Below are 15,844 nucleotides of genomic sequence, written 5' to 3'. Positions count from 1 at the left end.
ATGGCGCGTATCGTGATGAAATTCGGCGGAACCTCCGTCGCCGACATCGCCCGCATCCGCAATGTGGCGCGTCACGTCAAACGCGAGGTCGACGCCGGCCATGAGGTGGCGGTGGTGGTTTCGGCGATGGCCGGCAAGACCAACGAGCTGGTCGGCTGGACGCGCGAGGCCTCGCCGATGCACGACGCACGCGAATATGACGCGGTGGTCGCTTCCGGCGAACAGGTCACCGCCGGTCTGCTCGCCATCACCTTGCAGAACATGGGCGTGCATGCCCGGTCCTGGCAGGGCTGGCAGATCCCGATCAAGACCGACAATGCACATGGCGCGGCGCGCATCCTCGACATTGACGGCGCCTTCCTGATCAAGCGTTTCGGCGAGGGCCAGGTGGCCGTCATCGCCGGCTTCCAGGGCATCGGGCCGGACAATCGCATCGCGACCCTCGGCCGCGGCGGTTCCGACACCAGCGCGGTCGCCATCGCCGCGGCGGTCAAGGCCGATCGCTGCGACATCTACACCGACGTCGACGGGGTCTACACCACCGATCCGCGCATCGAGCCCAAGGCGCGGCGGCTGGCCAAGATCTCTTTCGAGGAAATGCTTGAAATGGCCTCGCTCGGCGCCAAGGTTCTGCAGGTGCGTTCGGTCGAGCTTGCCATGGTGCACAGGGTGCGTACCTTCGTGCGGTCGTCCTTCGACGATCCCGATGCGCCCGGAATGGGGGATTTGCTCAATCCTCCGGGAACGCTCATTTGCGACGAGGAAGAGATCGTGGAACAGCAGGTCGTCACCGGAATTGCCTACGCCAAGGACGAGGCCCAGATTTCGCTGCGCCGCGTCGGCGACCGCCCTGGCGTCGCCGCCGGCATTTTCGGGCCGCTGGCCGAAGCCAACATCAATGTCGACATGATCGTCCAGAACATCTCCGAGGACGGCAAGTTCACCGACATGACCTTCACCGTGCCTTCGGGTGACGTCGACAAGGCGCTGGCCGTGCTCGACCGGCTGAAGGCCGAGGTCGGCTATGATGTCGTGCAGTCGGAAGCCGGCATGTCGAAGGTTTCGGTCATCGGCATCGGCATGAGGAGCCACGCCGGTGTCGCCGCCACCGCTTTCAAGGCACTGGCCGACAAGGCGATCAATATCCGCGCCATCACCACCTCCGAGATCAAGATTTCGATACTGATCGACGGTCCGTACACCGAACTTGCGGTTCGCACTTTGCATTCCGTCTACGGTCTGGATAAGCAGTAGCAAGACTGAATCAGTTGTTGCGCGCATGCCGGCAGCGGCGGAAACTGCGCCGGCAAGTGTTTCATTGGAGAAGAAGCCGCGATGCGTGACCAGGCCAGTGGCCCGCGCGTTTTGCTGAAACGGCTCCGCGAGCTCATGCAAGAGCCGCTGGAGCCGCAGGAGCGGCTTGACCGGATCGTGCGCGATATCGCTTCCAACATGGTCGCGGAAGTGTGCTCGCTCTATGTGCTGCGCGCCGATTCGGTGCTCGAGCTCTATGCCACCGAGGGTCTGAACCCGAACGCTGTCCACCTGGCGCAGCTGCGGCTCGGGCAAGGCCTTGTCGGGACCATCGCCGCCAGCGCGCGGCCGCTCAATCTTTCCAATGCGCAGGAACATCCGGCCTTCGCCTACCTGCCGGAGACCGGGGAAGAGATCTACAATTCCTTCCTCGGCGTGCCGGTGCTCAGGGCAGGGCGCACGCTGGGCGTCCTGGTCGTGCAGAACAAGACCATGCGCCATTATCGCGACGACGAGGTCGAGGCGCTGGAAACCACCGCCATGGTCATCGCCGAGATGATCGCCACTGGCGATCTGGCGCGGCTGACGCGGCCGGGCCTCGAACTCGACCTGCGCCGGCCGGTCAGCTTCACCGGCCTGTCCTTCAACGACGGCGTCGGGCTTGGCCATGTCGTGCTGCATGAGCCGCGCATCGTCGTCACCAATCTGTTCAACGAGGACAGCGAGGAAGAGGTCCGCCGGCTCGAGACCTCGCTCGGCTCGCTGCGGCTCTCCATCGACGATATGCTGGAACGCCGCGACGTTGCCTTCGAGGGCGAGCATCGCCAGGTGCTGGAAGCCTACCGCATGTTCGCCAATGACCGTGGGTGGGTGCGCCGGCTGGAAGAGGCCATCCGCAACGGCCTGACGGCCGAAGCGGCCGTGGAAAAGGTGCAGAGCGACATGCGCGCGCGCATGCTGCACATGACCGATCCCTATCTGCGCGAGCGGATGAGCGATTTCGACGACCTCGCCAACCGGCTCTTGCGCCAGCTGATGGGGCGTGGGCCGGAAGATGTCGCGGCCTCGCTGCCGAAGGACGCCATCATCGTCGCCCGCTCGATGGGCGCGGCCGAGCTGCTCGACTATCCCAGGGAGAAAATGCGCGGGCTGGTGCTCGAGGATGGCGCGGCCACCAGCCATGTCGTCATCGTCGCGCGCGCCATGGGCATTCCGGTCGCGGGCCAGATGAAGGGCGCCGTTTCCATGGCGGAAAACGGCGATGCCATCATCGTTGACGGCGAGGAGGGCGTGATCCATCTGCGGCCGCAGTCCGATCTCGAAGCCGCCTATGCCGAAAAGGTGCGGTTCCGTGCGCGCCGGCAAGAGGTCTATCGCGAACTGCGCAAGAAGCCGTCGACGACCAGGGACGGCGTCCAGGTCGATCTGTTGATGAATGCCGGGCTTGCCGTCGACCTGCCGCAGCTGGCCGAGGCGGGTGCGGCCGGCATCGGCCTGTTCCGCACCGAGCTGCAATTCATGGTCGCCTCGACCTTCCCGCGCGCCGAGGCGCAGGAGAAACTCTATCGCGACGTGCTGGAGGCGGCGCGTGGCAAGCCCGTCACCTTCCGCACCATCGATATCGGTGGCGACAAGGTGCTGCCCTACTTCAAGGGCGCCATCCAGGAAGAGAACCCGGCGCTCGGCTGGCGGGCGATCCGGCTGACGCTCGACCGGCCGGGGCTGCTGCGCACCCAGATCCGCGCCCTGCTGAAGGCCAGTGGCGGGCGCGAGCTCAAGCTGATGCTGCCGATGGTGACCGAACTCAGCGAGATTGCGCAAGCAAGAGAAATCATCGACCGCGAGGTGCGGCATCTCTCGCGCTTCGCCCACCATCTGCCGACCAGCCTCAAATTGGGCGCGATGCTGGAAGTGCCGTCGCTGCTGTTCCAGCTCGACGAATTGATGAAGGCGGTCGACTTCGTCTCGGTCGGTTCGAATGATCTGTTCCAGTTCGTCATGGCGGTCGACCGCGGCAACACGCAACTGGCCAACCGCTTCGACACGCTGTCGGCGCCGTTCCTGCGCGTGCTCAAGCAGATCGCCGATGCAGGCATCCGCAACCACACGCCGGTGACGCTGTGCGGAGAACTCGCCGGCAAGCCGATCTCGGCGATGGCGCTGATCGGTCTGGGCTTCCGTTCGATCTCGATGTCGCCGGCCTCGATCGGCCCGGTCAAGGCGATGCTGACGGAACTGCCGCTGGATGAGCTGACGGCGTTCTTCGACGACAATCTGATGGCGCCGGCGCAGGGGCTGCCGATGCGGGCGCTGCTGCAGGCCTTCGCCGACGACCGCTCGATTCCGTTGTAGCGCCCCCATCATGGTCAATCTGCCCCGCGATCGTATGGATCAAGTCGTCAAGCGTTTCGAGATGCTCGAAGCGCAGATGTCGGCCGGCCCGGCGCCGGACGCCTATGTGAAGATGGCATCGGAATATGCCGAGCTGCAGGACATGGTGGCCAAGGTCAGGCAATTGCGCTCGGCCGAGCATGAGCAGGCCGACCTCGAGGCGATGCTGGCCGACAAAGGTACCGATGCCGAGATGCGGGCGCTGGCCGAGGCGGATCTGCCTGACGTGGAGGAGCGCATCGAGGCGCTGCAGAAGGACATCCAGATCCTGCTTCTGCCCAAGGATGCCGCCGACGACAAGAACGCCATCCTCGAAATCCGTGCCGGCACCGGCGGCGATGAAGCCGCTCTTTTCGCCGGCGACCTGTTTCGTATGTATGAGCGCTATGCCGCCGAACGCGGCTGGCGGTTCGAGACGGTGTCGGCCAGCGACGGCGATGCCGGCGGGTTCAAGGAAATCATCGCCACCGTCTCGGGCAAGGGCGTGTTTGCCCATTTGAAATTCGAATCCGGCGTGCATCGCGTGCAACGCGTGCCGGCGACCGAGGCCAGTGGGCGCATTCACACCTCGGCGGCGACCGTCGCCGTGCTGCCGGAAGCGGAAGAGGTCGACATTGAAATCCGCGCAGAAGACATCCGCATCGACACGATGCGCGCTTCGGGCTCCGGCGGCCAGCACGTCAACACCACCGATTCGGCGGTGCGCATCACCCATTTGCCGACCGGCATCATGGTGGTGCAGGCGGAGAAGTCGCAGCACCAGAACCGGGCCAAGGCCATGCAGATCCTGCGTGCCCGGCTCTATGATCTGGAGCGCAGCAAGGCGGACGAGGAACGCTCGGAATCGCGCAAATCGCAGGTCGGCTCCGGTGACCGCTCCGAGCGCATCCGCACCTATAATTTCCCGCAGGGCCGCGTCACCGACCATCGCATCAACCTGACGCTCTACAAGCTCGACCGGGTGATGATGGGCGAACTCGACGAGATCGTCGACGCGCTGATCGCCGATCACCAGTCGAAGCTGTTGGCCGATATCGGCCTTGATGGCTGACCCTCTGCCCGAGGCGCTGGGGCCGCTGCTGCGGGAAGCGCGGGCCAGGCTTGTGGCGGCCGGGGTCGGCGATCCGGCGCTCGATGCGCGGCTGATCGTCGAGCATTTTTCCGGCACGACGCGCACACAGGCCATTGCCGACCCTGAACGCACGATCGACAGCAACGCCATCGCCGCGATCGATGCGGCCCTGGGACGCCGCGCGGGTGGCGAACCGGTGCACCGCATCCTCGGCTACCGCGAATTCTACGGTTTGCGCCTGTCGCTGTCGCCGGAAACGCTCGAGCCGAGGCCGGATACCGAAACGCTGGTCGAGGCGGTGCTGCCCTTCGTCAAGGCGATGGCCGCGCGAGAGGGGACCTGCCGCATCCTTGATCTCGGTACCGGGACGGGCGCCATCGCGCTGGCGCTGCTGAGCGCCGTGCCGGCCGCGACCGCCACCGGGGTCGACATTTCCGCCGGCGCGCTGGCGACGGCGGCCCGCAATGCCGGGGAACTCGGGCTCGGCGGCCGGTTCACGACGGTGCAGTCGGACTGGTTCGAAAAAGTTTCCGGCCGATACCATGTAATTGCCGCAAACCCTCCCTATATACCGACAAGAGACATTGGAAATCTGCAGGACGAGGTCCGCGATTTCGACCCACGCCTGGCCCTGGATGGCGGCGTGGATGGGCTGAACCCCTACAGGATCATTGCCGCCGAGGCGGCACGGTTTCTAGAAGCCGAAAGCAGGATTGCGGTCGAAATCGGCCATACGCAACGCGATGAGGTTACGGATATATTCAAGGCGGCTGGTTATGCATCGGTTGCTGCTTTGCGTGATCTCGGCGGAAACGACAGGGTTCTTGTCTTTCAATGGGGATAAGCCTTGACGCAGTGCGAAAAAACCGCTTGGCAATACCCGGGAATGCGGCTAGGGTCGCCTCAACCGGATGAGACGAAGCAGGCAGTGCTCTTAGCGATTCGGTCCTCCTTGGAAATAGCTGCCTTCTTGCGCAAACGACGCCCAAGCTTCGTGCGGGAATCGTCCGGCAAGTGATGTAACCGGAACAGGATGGCACGTGGCGCCAACGCAATTGATGCGGGCGAACGCCGGTGAAGAAACGAAACGGTTGGCTGCATGAGCGCCTCCGTTCGTAACGAGTTTTCGAAAATTTCAAGATGAAGAGAGTCGAATGAGGCCACAACAGCAGAACAGGCGCATGCGCGGTCGCAACAACAATGGCGGCGGCGGCGGTGGCAACAACAATAACAACAACAACCGCAAGGGCCCGAATCCCCTGACGCGCAACTACGAGAGCAACGGCCCGGATGTAAAGATCCGTGGATCGGCTCAGCAGATCGCCGAGAAATACGCCACTCTGGCCCGTGACGCGCAGAGCTCCGGCGACCGGGTCATGGCGGAGAACTACCTCCAGCACGCCGAACACTACAATCGCATCATTGCCGCCGCGCAGGCGCAGATGCCGATCCAGAACGTCCAGCAGAACCGCGACGATTTCGACGATGATGGCGATGAGGATCGCGACGATTTCGAAAATGCCGGCAACAATGGCGCCGGCAATGGCGGCAACACCGTTTCCGATCCGCAAATACCTGTCATCAACCATGGCGCCGGTCCGCAGCCGGTGATCGAGGGCATGCCGGCCGAGGTCGCGCTGAACCGGGATGGCCGCGACAATCGTGACAATGGCGGGCGTGACAACAATGGACGCAACAATGGTGGCCGCGACAACAATGGCGGGCGTCACCGCGATCGCCGCCCCAATGGCGGCTATGGCCAGCGCGATCATGCCTCGTCGACCGAGCAAGGTGGCCAGCAGCAGCGTAACGAAGCCCCGGCCCAGGCAGAGGAGCAGGTTGAGCCCGGTTCGCCGGCCGAGACCGTTGCGGTCGCCGAGCCGGCTCCGCTGTTCGAGAGTTTTTCGCCGGCGGCTCTTGCCGCCCAGGCCGAGCTCAACGAGGCGGCCGCCGAGAGCGGTGCTGCCCGTCGTCCGCGCCGTCCGCGCCGTCCGCGCACCAATGCCGACCAGGTCGATAGCGGCAGCGACAATGCGGATGCCGGCGAGGCGGCTGCGGCCCCGGCCGATAGCGGCAATGCCGAGCCGGTGATCGTCGACATCGACAACTGATCGAACGGCATTTCAAGGCGTTGAACGGCGGAGAGAAATCTCCGCCGTTTTCGTTTCGGCTGAGGTGGAATATTATGCATTGACCGATATCAAGGCGTCTTGAGACGGCATGGTCCATGCACCATATCTCGGCTGAACAGGACCCGGCTCGAATGGGCGGGTCCGTCACCGCAATCTGATCCGGTGCCGCAAAGCGGGCCGGTGATGGAAGGAGACAGATATGAACCTTGAGAAGTACTCCGAGCGCGTGCGCGGCTTCATCCAGTCCGCGCAGACGATGGCGCTCTCCCGTAATCACCAGCAATTCACCCCCGAACACATTTTGAAGGTGCTCGTCGACGATGACGAGGGCCTGGCCGCCTCGCTGATCGAGCGCGCCGGCGGCAATGTCCGTGACGTCAAGCTCGGCGTCGAGACGGCACTCGAGGCAATGCCAAAGGTCGAAGGCGGCAACGGCCAGCTCTATCTGGCGCAGCCGCTGGCCAAGGTGTTCTCGACGGCCGAAGAACTGGCCAAGAAGGCCGGTGACAGCTTCGTCACGGTCGAGCGGCTGCTGCAGGCGCTCACCATGGAGAAGTCGGCAAAGACCGCCGACATCCTGGCCAAGGCTGGCGTCACCGCGCAGGCGCTTAACCAGGTCATCAACGATGTCCGCAAGGGCCGCACCGCCGATTCGGCCAGTGCCGAGCAAAACTATGACGCGCTGAAGAAGTACGCACGTGATCTCACGGCTGATGCCCGTGCGGGCAAGCTGGACCCGGTGATCGGCCGTGACGACGAGATCCGCCGCACCATCCAGGTGCTCTCGCGCCGAACCAAGAACAATCCGGTGCTGATCGGCGAGCCAGGCGTCGGCAAGACGGCGATCGCCGAAGGCCTGGCGCTGCGCATCGTCAATGGCGACGTGCCGGAATCGCTGAAGGACAAGCAACTGATGGCGCTCGACATGGGCGCGCTGATCGCCGGCGCCAAATATCGCGGCGAATTCGAGGAGCGGCTGAAGGCTGTGCTCTCCGAAGTGACCTCGGCCAATGGCAACATCATCCTGTTCATCGACGAGATGCACACGCTGGTCGGCGCCGGCAAGGCGGATGGCGCGATGGATGCGTCGAACCTGTTGAAGCCGGCGCTGGCGCGCGGTGAACTGCACTGCGTCGGCGCGACCACGCTCGATGAATACCGCAAACATGTCGAGAAGGATCCGGCACTGGCACGCCGCTTCCAGCCCGTCTTCGTCGACGAGCCGACGGTTGAGGACACCGTCTCCATCCTGCGCGGCTTGAAGGAAAAATACGAGCAGCACCACAAGGTGCGTATCTCGGACTCGGCGCTGGTGGCGGCGGCAACGCTGTCCAACCGCTATATCGCCGACCGCTTCCTGCCGGACAAGGCGATCGACCTGGTCGACGAAGCCGCTTCGCGGCTCAGGATGCAGGTCGATTCCAAGCCCGAGGCGCTGGATGAGATCGACCGCCGCATCATGCAGCTCAAGATCGAGCGCGAGGCGCTGAAGGTCGAGACGGACGATGCCTCGAAGGACCGGCTCGTCCGCCTGGAGAAGGAGCTTGTCGGCCTTGAGGAGGAATCGACCGAGATCACCGCCAAGTGGCAGGCCGAGAAGCAGAAGCTCGGGCTTGCGGCCGACTTGAAGAAGCAGCTCGACGAGGCACGCAACGAGCTCGCCATTGCCCAGCGCAAGGGCGAGTTCCAGCGCGCCGGCGAGCTCGCCTATGGCAAGATCCCGGAACTGGAAAAGAAGCTGAAGGAAGCCGAAGCCCAGGACGGCAAGGCCGGCATGGTCGAGGAAGTGGTCACCCCCGACCACGTCGCCCATATCGTCTCGCGCTGGACCGGCATTCCAGTCGACAAGATGCTGCAGGGCGAGCGCGACAAGTTGCTGCGCATGGAAGACGAGATCGGCAAGCGGGTTGTTGGCCAGGGCGAGGCGGTGCAGGCCGTTTCCAAGGCGGTGCGGCGCGCCCGTGCCGGCCTGCAGGATCCGAACCGGCCGATCGGCTCGTTCATCTTCCTGGGGCCGACGGGCGTCGGCAAGACCGAACTGACCAAGGCGCTGGCAAGCTTCCTGTTCGACGACGACAGCGCCATGGTGCGCATCGACATGTCGGAGTTCATGGAGAAGCACTCGGTCGCCCGGCTGATCGGCGCGCCTCCCGGCTATGTCGGCTATGAGGAGGGTGGTGCGCTGACCGAAGCGGTGCGGCGCCGGCCCTATCAGGTCGTGCTGTTCGACGAAATCGAGAAGGCGCATCCCGATGTCTTCAACGTGCTCTTGCAGGTGCTGGACGACGGCCGGCTCACCGACGGGCAGGGCCGCACGGTCGATTTCCGCAACACGCTGATCATCATGACGTCGAACCTCGGCGCCGAATATCTTGTCAATCTCGGCGAAGACCAGGATGTCGATGCCGTGCGCGACGAGGTGATGGGCGTGGTCAGGGCATCGTTCCGGCCGGAATTCCTCAACCGCGTCGACGAGGTGATCCTGTTCCACCGGCTGCGCCGCAAGGACATGGACCGCATCGTCGAGATCCAGTTCAAGCGGCTGGAAAGCCTGCTCGTCGATCGCAAGATCACGCTGTCGCTGGATCACGAGGCAATCGAGTGGCTGGCGGCCAAGGGCTACGACCCGGCCTATGGCGCGCGGCCGTTGAAGCGGGTGATGCAGAAGGAACTGCAGGATCCGCTGGCGGAGAAGATCCTGCTCGGCGAGATTCTCGACGGTTCGACCGTCAAGGTCACGTCCGGTTCCGACCGGCTGAACTTCCGCTCGAAGCCGACGGTCGTCGCGACCGAAGCGGCGGCCTGATTTTCAACGCCGCGCGTCCAGGCTGGGCGCGCGGCGTTTTCATAGTGATTTGGGGGGCGGATGACGCTGGACGACTACAACGGCTTCTGCGCCTCATTGCCTGCGGCAAACCACGTCGTCCAGTGGGGCGGCGCCCATGTCTGGAAGGTCGGGACCAAGGTGTTTGCGATCGGCGGCTGGGATCAAGGCCAGCAGTTCTTCGTCACCTTCAAATGTTCCGACATCGCCTATGACGTGCTGAAGGAGCAGCCGGGCTTGCGGCCCGCGCCCTATCTTGCCTCGCGCGGCATGAAATGGATCCAGCGTCGGACAAGCCAGAGCATGGATGATGCTGCTCTGAAGGACTATTTGCGCGAGAGCCATCGCCTTGTCGCCCTGAAGCTGACCAAGCAGGCGCGCAAGGAATTGGGGCTTGCAAGCTAGCGGGTATTCGTCGGTACGCCGAAAAACCGCCATCTTCATGCCCGGTTCATAATGGAACCATAGGGTGAGGTAACTGGTTTGCTGGCGAAGGGGTTCGCCCAGAGAACAATGCCGGCGGCGGCAATTACGGACCGGAGAGTTGGCCACGATGTTCCGCACGATCTTTGCCCTTTCGGCACTCGCCACCGGGCTCGTGTCCTTCGGTGCGCTTGGCGCGCCGACGCAGGATAACGCCCCAAGGGTTGTCCGCACTGCCAATGACGGCGGCATTCTTGTCGCCCAGGACGGAAATCTGGACATCTACTACGACGCCCGTGGCAACCGCGTCATCGTCGATGCCGACACCGGCAAGGTCATCGCCATCCAGCCGCCGCAGACACGGCTTGACCGGCGCGCGCTGCGCCGCGAGACAAGGCTGCGCGAATTGGGCCGTGCCCCAGCCGACGATGACCGCTACTATCTCGACGATCCGCAAGACATGGCGCGGTTCCGTCGCAAGCAGTTGGAAGAGGAGGGCAGGGTCATCCCGCCGCCGGCGGATGAATACGACCCCAATGGCGACAATTCGGTGGAAGCCTATCCGCCGGCGCCGCAGGACGACGGCAGCTACGACAACAGCTATCCCGATGCGCCACAGCCGGCAAAGCCGGGCACCATCAAGCGCCAGCCGCTGAACGAGGCCGCGATAGACCCTGCGCAGCCGGACTTAGAGCAGGTGAATCCGGATACGCAGGCTTCCCTGCCGCCGGACACTGGCGGCAAGGCCGCCGTCGATCCGTCGCTGTCGCTCGGCGTGCGCCAGGACGTGGCGGCGCTGCAGGTGCTGCTCGACCGCGGCGGCGCTTCGCCGGGCGTGATCGACGGGCGTTTCGGCTCAAATGTCGATAAGGCCCTGGCCGCCTATAACCAGATCACCGGCAGCAATCTGAAATCGACGGACACAGTCGGCATCCAGGCGGCGCTCGCGCAATCGGGCGGCGATGCTTTCGCCAGTTACACCATTACAGCGGAAGATGCGGCTGGCCCCTATGTTGCCTCGATCCCGGAAGACTACGGCCAGAAGGCGCAGCTCAACTGCATGTGCTACATCTCCGTCACCGAGGCGCTCGCCGAGCGCTTCCACATGGACGAGAACTATCTGAAGTCGATCAACAAGGGTCTCGACTTCAATCGCCCCGGCACGATCATCAAGGTCGCCAATTTCGGCAAGCTGGTTTCGACGCCGGTCGCGCGCATCGTCGCCGACAAGACGAAGAAAGAAGTGTACGCCTACGATGCGAGCGGCAAGCTGGTCGCAGCCTATCCCGCCACCATCGGCTCGGCGGATACGCCGTCGCCCACCGGCATCCACGCCGTGTCGCGCATCGCGCTCGACCCGAACTACACCTACAACCCGAACATCAATTTCAAGCAGGGCCAGAACGACAAGATCCTGACCATTCCGCCAGGCCCCAACGGCCCGGTCGGCTCGGTGTGGATCGCCCTGGACAAGCCGACTTACGGCATCCACGGAACGCCCGAGCCCTCGAAGATCGGCAAGACCGAAAGCCATGGCTGCGTTCGCCTGACGAACTGGGACGCGCGCGAACTTGCCAAGCTGGTGTCGCCGGGCGTCACCGTGGAGTTCGTCGGCGGACCGTCAGCCGATGACTTTGCGCAGCAATGAGCCGCGCAGCGCGGTGGCATAGATCAGCTGCACCACCAGAATGAAGCCGACGCTGAGCAACGGCGTGATCAGGCAGAGCAGCGCACCGATCGCCCACAGGATCTGCGCCTTGATGATGCGCAGATAGACCGTGCGCTTCGTTTCGGCATCGGCGTCTTCCGCGACAAAGCCGTTCTTGTCCGCATAGCGCCAACTGGCGAACAGCGTGACGCCGAGCATCAGCAGGTTGAGCCAGTAGACCAGCACCGCGGTCCTGAATTCGAGGAAGTCCGCCAGAAGGTCGGTCGAGAACGGCAAGAGCGCGATGAAGGCGAGAAAGCAGAGATTCAGCGTGGCAAGCCGCCTGTCGGATTTGGCGATCAGCCCGTGCTGAGCCTGCTGGCCGAACCAGAAGATGGTCAGCGTCAGGAAGCTCAAGGCATAAGTCAGGAAGCGCGGTGCCAGCGCCGCAATGGCGACAAGCAGATCGTGCTCGGAATGCACGGTCTCATGCGCCGGCACCCTGATCTCGAGCACGATGAGCGTGAGCGCGATGGCAAAGACGCCGTCGGTGATGCCGACAATGCGGCCGCGCCCTTCCGCCGACGCTTCGAGTGGACGTTTCATTGATTTTTCCCCGGCTGCCGTTTTCCGGAAAACCTAGCATGACTACCGGCATTTGCATCGGCACGGGACGCATCCTGGCCAATTGGCTGGTTTCAAGGACTGCAAGCTGCTGGCGGATTGTTGCCGGCGCGCTTGGGGTCTAAGCAAGGTGCCATGCATTCGCCAAATGAAGCCGCCGCAATCCCGCTGACCAGCCGGCTCACGAACGGAACCTTTTGTCCGCAATCGCAGCGGCGATTCGTCTTGATCGCGGCGATCCTGGCCTCGGCGCTCGGCTTCATCGACGGGTCGATCCTGGCCATCGCCATGCCGGCGATCCGTGTCAACCTCGGCGCCAGCCTTGCCGAGGCGCAGTGGATCTCCAATGCCTATGCGTTGACACTTTCGGCGCTGATCCTTGCCGGCGGCGCCGCCGGCGACCGGTTCGGGCTGCGCCGTGCCTTCGTGGCCGGCATCGCGCTGTTCATTGTTGCCTCGCTCGCCTGCGCATTGGCGCCGAATGCTGTCGTGCTGATCGGTTTTCGCGCTCTCCAAGGAATTGGGGCGGCGATCATGGTGCCGGGCAGCCTCGCCATCATTGCCAAGGCCTATCCGAAAAAGGAGCGCGGCCGTGCGATCGGCATCTGGGCGGCAGCCTCGGCGCTGACCACGGCCCTTGGGCCGGTGCTCGGTGGTTTGGTGCTGTCGGTTTTTGGCGATGGCATCTGGCGGGCAATCTTCGCCGTCAACCTGCCGCTCGGCCTGATCTCGATCTACCTGCTGCTCGTCAAGATTCCGGCCGATGCGGCGACGGAAAAACGCAGCCTCGACCTCGGCGGTGGCGCGCTCGCGACATTGGCGTTCGGCGCACTCGCCTACGGGCTGACCTCGATGAGTTCGAGCAGCGAGGGCCATATGGCCGGGCCGAGCATTGCCGCCGGCGCGGTGCTGCTTGTCGTCTTCATCCTGTTCGAGCAGCGCCAGCGCGAGCCGATGATCGACCTCAGCCTGTTTCGCATCGGCGCCTTCGCCGGTGCCAATGTGGCGACCTTCTTTCTGTATTTCGCGCTGTCGGCCAATCTTTTCTATCTGCCGATGCTGCTGATCGCCGGCTGGGGACTGAGCACGGCCGAGGTCGGCTTCATCTTCCTGCCGCTGTCGACATCGATCGCGCTTCTGTCGGGACCGGCCGGCCAGTTGTCGGACCGGATCGGACCGCGTTTCCCGATTGCCTGCGGCAGCCTGATCGTGGCTTTCGCTTTCGCCGGACTTGCCTTGCTCAGCCATGCCGGCATCCACCATTTCTGGACTGGGATACTTCCGCTGATGGCGCTGATGGGCCTCGGCATGGCGCTGGTCGTCTCACCACTGTCGACCGCGATCATGACGGCGGTGGAAGACAAGGACACGGGGGCTGCCTCCGGCATCAACAATGCCGTCTCGCGCATTGGCGGCCTGATCGCGGTGGCGGCGATGGGCTCGCTTGCCACGTGGGTCTATGCAACGATGCTCGACACCAGTGTCCGGCCGGGCATTCCGGGTTTTGGCGAACCGGTATCGACAGGCTTGCCGCCAGAACTTGAAGCAACACGGCTTGCTGCCAGCGACATGGCTTTTTCAGCCATATCCTTGACGACCGCCGTGCTCTGCCTGCTTGCCGCGATCATCGCCTGGGTGACCGTTTCGGGTCAGGCACTGCCCTGGCCGCGCCGCACGGACCAATCGTGGACTGATTCGTCGCGAAGCTGATTTGCTCTTGCCGGATCGGCCGAGGTTCAGCCGTCGATCTTGGCGCTGGCGACCTTCAGCGAGTTGCCATCTTCCTGCTTCAGCAGATCGTCGATGCGCTCGCGCTCGCGCTTGAAGGCGACGAGGTCGTCGCCCTTCAGCACCTTGCCGACCGGCAGCCGAACACGCATCGAATCGACTTTGGTGCCGTTGACGATCAGCTCGTAGTGGAGATGCGGACCGGTGGAAAGACCGGTCTGGCCGAGATAGCCAATGACCTGGCCCTGGCGAACCCGAATGCCCGGCGCGATGCCTTTTGCAAAGGCGCTCTGGTGATTGTAGGAGGTCTCGTAGCCATTGGCATGGCGCAGGATGATCTGCTTGCCATAGCCGCCAGCCCAGCCGGCCTTCTCGACGACGCCATTGCCGGCGGCGATGATCGGCGATCCGATCGGGGCGGCCCAGTCGGTGCCCGTGTGCATCCGAACATACCCTAGGATTGGATGCTTGCGCGCACCAAAGCCGGAGGTGAATCTTCCGTTGGGCAGCGGATTGCGCAGCAGGAATTGCTGGGCGCTCGATCCATCCTCGTCGAAATAGTCGGTGCTGCCGTCCTGCATCTGGAAGCGATAGAAGTTGCGGGTCGTACCGCCGAATGTCGCCGAGACGTAGAGAAGCTCGGAATCGTCCGATGTCTGGTCGTCGCCATCAGGTTGCGAGAACAGCACTTCGAGGCGATCGGACGGATTGAGTCGCGACTGGAAGTCGACGCCAGATGCCAGCAGCTTGATCAGCCGCTGGGTCATTTTCTTCGACATGCCGTAGGAATAGGCGGCGCGGTAAATGCCGTCATAGACATTGGGCAGGTTGCCGCGCACCACGACCGGTGCCGACGAATCATCGAACGCCGTCAAAAGTTCAGGGTTCGGCTCCGGTTCCTGCGCCGGCACATACTGGCCGCGATCGTCGAGTGCGATGGTGACGATATGCGTGGTCTTGTCGTAAACACTGGTGCGCACGACCTTGGCGGCATCGCCGTGAACCTCGAGGCCGACGCGCAGCACCGTTCCGGCTTTCAGCGTCGGCGCGTTCAACAGCTTGGCAATCGCTTCGGCCATGCCGGTGGCGTCGTCGCCCGTATAGCCCGAATCGGCAAAGGCCTCGGTGAGGTCGGTGTCCTTGGTGAAGGGAATGATCTCCTCGGCGAAAGCCGGCGCCTGGTCGTCAGTGGCAGCACGCGGCGAAACCGAGACGTTTTCCGGCACGATCTTGACGTCATAGGAGCCGGCCATGCTCTCGGCGAAGGCTTCGCCGAATCGCTGCGGATCGACATAGTGGAGTGAAGCGACCTGCACGGCGCCGTCGCTGAGGTCGGTGCCGGCCTCGCGCACCACCTTTTCCACCTCGTCGGCGGACAGATCGCTCTTTTCGTCGAAGGACGCCGTCTCGATGGGGAAGTCGACGGTCTTCAGGCTCATCTCGCTTTCGACCTTCGCACCATAGATCTGGCCGGAGGCAGCGGAGGCCGTCGCCGGTTGCGCCGGAGCGTCGTCGCCGTCGTCGCCGAACACCTGCATCGGATCGAAAGGCGGGTAGGGCCGGCTGGTGGTGTGGCCCGCAGCGAGCGCCATCTTGATCTGCACGAAAGGCATGGTGTGGATGACATCGCGGTCACCGACCTTGGTGGCCATCGACACTTCCATGCGGCGGCGGTCCTTGGCCTTGGCGATCTGACGCGGCGCCACCAGCCTGGTTGTCTTGGCCACCTCGCCGGAATCGCCATTGCT

Annotated in this window: 11 protein-coding genes (1 of these 11 cut by a window edge); 9 read left to right on the top strand and 2 right to left on the bottom strand. The window is 63.9% G+C overall.

The features are described from left to right. From MAFF_RS14540 to MAFF_RS14505, 8 genes are all read left to right on the top strand, one after another. Entirely contained in the window at nucleotides 1-1,254 is a 1,254-nt protein-coding gene (locus tag MAFF_RS14540; RefSeq protein ID WP_010911671.1) for an aspartate kinase, read from the top strand. A gap of 81 nt (nucleotides 1,255-1,335) precedes the next feature. Further along, nucleotides 1,336-3,606, top strand: a complete 2,271-nt coding sequence (gene ptsP / locus MAFF_RS14535) for a phosphoenolpyruvate--protein phosphotransferase (RefSeq protein WP_010911670.1) — start codon at nucleotides 1,336-1,338, stop codon at nucleotides 3,604-3,606. 10 nt (nucleotides 3,607-3,616) lie between these two features. Further along, nucleotides 3,617-4,696 (top strand): peptide chain release factor 1, encoded by a 1,080-nt coding sequence (gene prfA, locus MAFF_RS14530; RefSeq protein ID WP_010911669.1) that lies wholly within the window; start codon nucleotides 3,617-3,619, stop codon nucleotides 4,694-4,696. Next, complete coding sequence (gene prmC / locus MAFF_RS14525) at nucleotides 4,689-5,561, top strand: peptide chain release factor N(5)-glutamine methyltransferase (RefSeq protein WP_010911668.1); 873 nt, start codon at nucleotides 4,689-4,691, stop codon at nucleotides 5,559-5,561. The genes prfA and prmC overlap by 8 nt, the downstream gene beginning before the upstream one ends. Before the next feature lie 310 nt (nucleotides 5,562-5,871). Next, complete coding sequence (locus tag MAFF_RS14520; RefSeq protein ID WP_010911667.1) at nucleotides 5,872-6,828, top strand: DUF4167 domain-containing protein; 957 nt, start codon at nucleotides 5,872-5,874, stop codon at nucleotides 6,826-6,828. A gap of 220 nt (nucleotides 6,829-7,048) precedes the next feature. Continuing rightward, the gene (gene clpB, locus MAFF_RS14515) at nucleotides 7,049-9,655 is read left to right on the top strand and encodes an ATP-dependent chaperone ClpB (protein ID WP_010911666.1); all 2,607 of its coding nucleotides are present in this window, start codon (nucleotides 7,049-7,051) and stop codon (nucleotides 9,653-9,655) included. A gap of 60 nt (nucleotides 9,656-9,715) precedes the next feature. Then, on the top strand, nucleotides 9,716-10,078 hold the full coding sequence (locus MAFF_RS14510; protein WP_010911665.1) for an MmcQ/YjbR family DNA-binding protein: 363 nt from the start codon (nucleotides 9,716-9,718) through the stop codon (nucleotides 10,076-10,078). 148 nt (nucleotides 10,079-10,226) lie between these two features. Then, nucleotides 10,227-11,744, top strand: a complete 1,518-nt coding sequence (locus MAFF_RS14505; RefSeq protein WP_010911664.1) for a L,D-transpeptidase family protein — start codon at nucleotides 10,227-10,229, stop codon at nucleotides 11,742-11,744. Here MAFF_RS14505 and MAFF_RS14500 read toward each other — a convergent pair. Further along, nucleotides 11,718-12,350 carry a TMEM175 family protein gene (locus tag MAFF_RS14500; RefSeq protein ID WP_010911663.1) on the bottom strand — a complete coding sequence of 211 codons (633 nt, stop codon included), beginning with the start codon at nucleotides 12,348-12,350 and terminating at the stop codon, nucleotides 11,718-11,720. The two genes, MAFF_RS14505 and MAFF_RS14500, sit on opposite strands and share 27 nt — an antisense overlap. Nucleotides 12,351-12,503: 153 nt before the next feature. On the opposite strand from MAFF_RS14500, the gene MAFF_RS14495 reads away from it, so the two are divergent. After that, a complete protein-coding gene (locus MAFF_RS14495; RefSeq protein ID WP_010911661.1) occupies nucleotides 12,504-14,078 on the top strand; it encodes an MFS transporter in 1,575 nt (524 codons plus the stop codon). Nucleotides 14,079-14,104: 26 nt separating this feature from the next. Here MAFF_RS14495 and MAFF_RS14490 read toward each other — a convergent pair whose 3' ends face one another. Further along, on the bottom strand, nucleotides 14,105-15,844 hold the 3' portion of the coding sequence (locus tag MAFF_RS14490; protein ID WP_044550932.1) for a M23 family metallopeptidase. Its footprint extends 231 nt past the window's final position; the window shows 1,740 of its 1,971 coding nt (coding positions 232-1,971); its start codon lies off the right edge, out of view; the stop codon is at nucleotides 14,105-14,107.

It is taken from the genome of Mesorhizobium japonicum MAFF 303099 (assembly GCF_000009625.1).
Classification (GTDB): Bacteria; Pseudomonadota; Alphaproteobacteria; order Rhizobiales; family Rhizobiaceae; genus Mesorhizobium; species Mesorhizobium japonicum.
Note: the sequence above shows the minus strand (reverse complement) of the source record. Positions and strands in the feature narration are given on the sequence as shown.

Coding starts and splice junctions, on each gene's coding strand:
- MAFF_RS14505 (WP_010911664.1), top strand. CDS start 10,227: ATGTTCCGCACGATCTTTGCCCTTTCGGCACTCGCCACCGGGCTCGTG.
- MAFF_RS14500 (WP_010911663.1), bottom strand. CDS start 12,350: ATGAAACGTCCACTCGAAGCGTCGGCGGAAGGGCGCGGCCGCATTGTC.
- MAFF_RS14540 (WP_010911671.1), top strand. CDS start 1: ATGGCGCGTATCGTGATGAAATTCGGCGGAACCTCCGTCGCCGACATC.
- ptsP (WP_010911670.1), top strand. CDS start 1,336: ATGCGTGACCAGGCCAGTGGCCCGCGCGTTTTGCTGAAACGGCTCCGC.
- MAFF_RS14520 (WP_010911667.1), top strand. CDS start 5,872: ATGAGGCCACAACAGCAGAACAGGCGCATGCGCGGTCGCAACAACAAT.
- MAFF_RS14495 (WP_010911661.1), top strand. CDS start 12,504: ATGCATTCGCCAAATGAAGCCGCCGCAATCCCGCTGACCAGCCGGCTC.
- clpB (WP_010911666.1), top strand. CDS start 7,049: ATGAACCTTGAGAAGTACTCCGAGCGCGTGCGCGGCTTCATCCAGTCC.
- prmC (WP_010911668.1), top strand. CDS start 4,689: ATGGCTGACCCTCTGCCCGAGGCGCTGGGGCCGCTGCTGCGGGAAGCG.
- MAFF_RS14510 (WP_010911665.1), top strand. CDS start 9,716: ATGACGCTGGACGACTACAACGGCTTCTGCGCCTCATTGCCTGCGGCA.
- prfA (WP_010911669.1), top strand. CDS start 3,617: ATGGTCAATCTGCCCCGCGATCGTATGGATCAAGTCGTCAAGCGTTTC.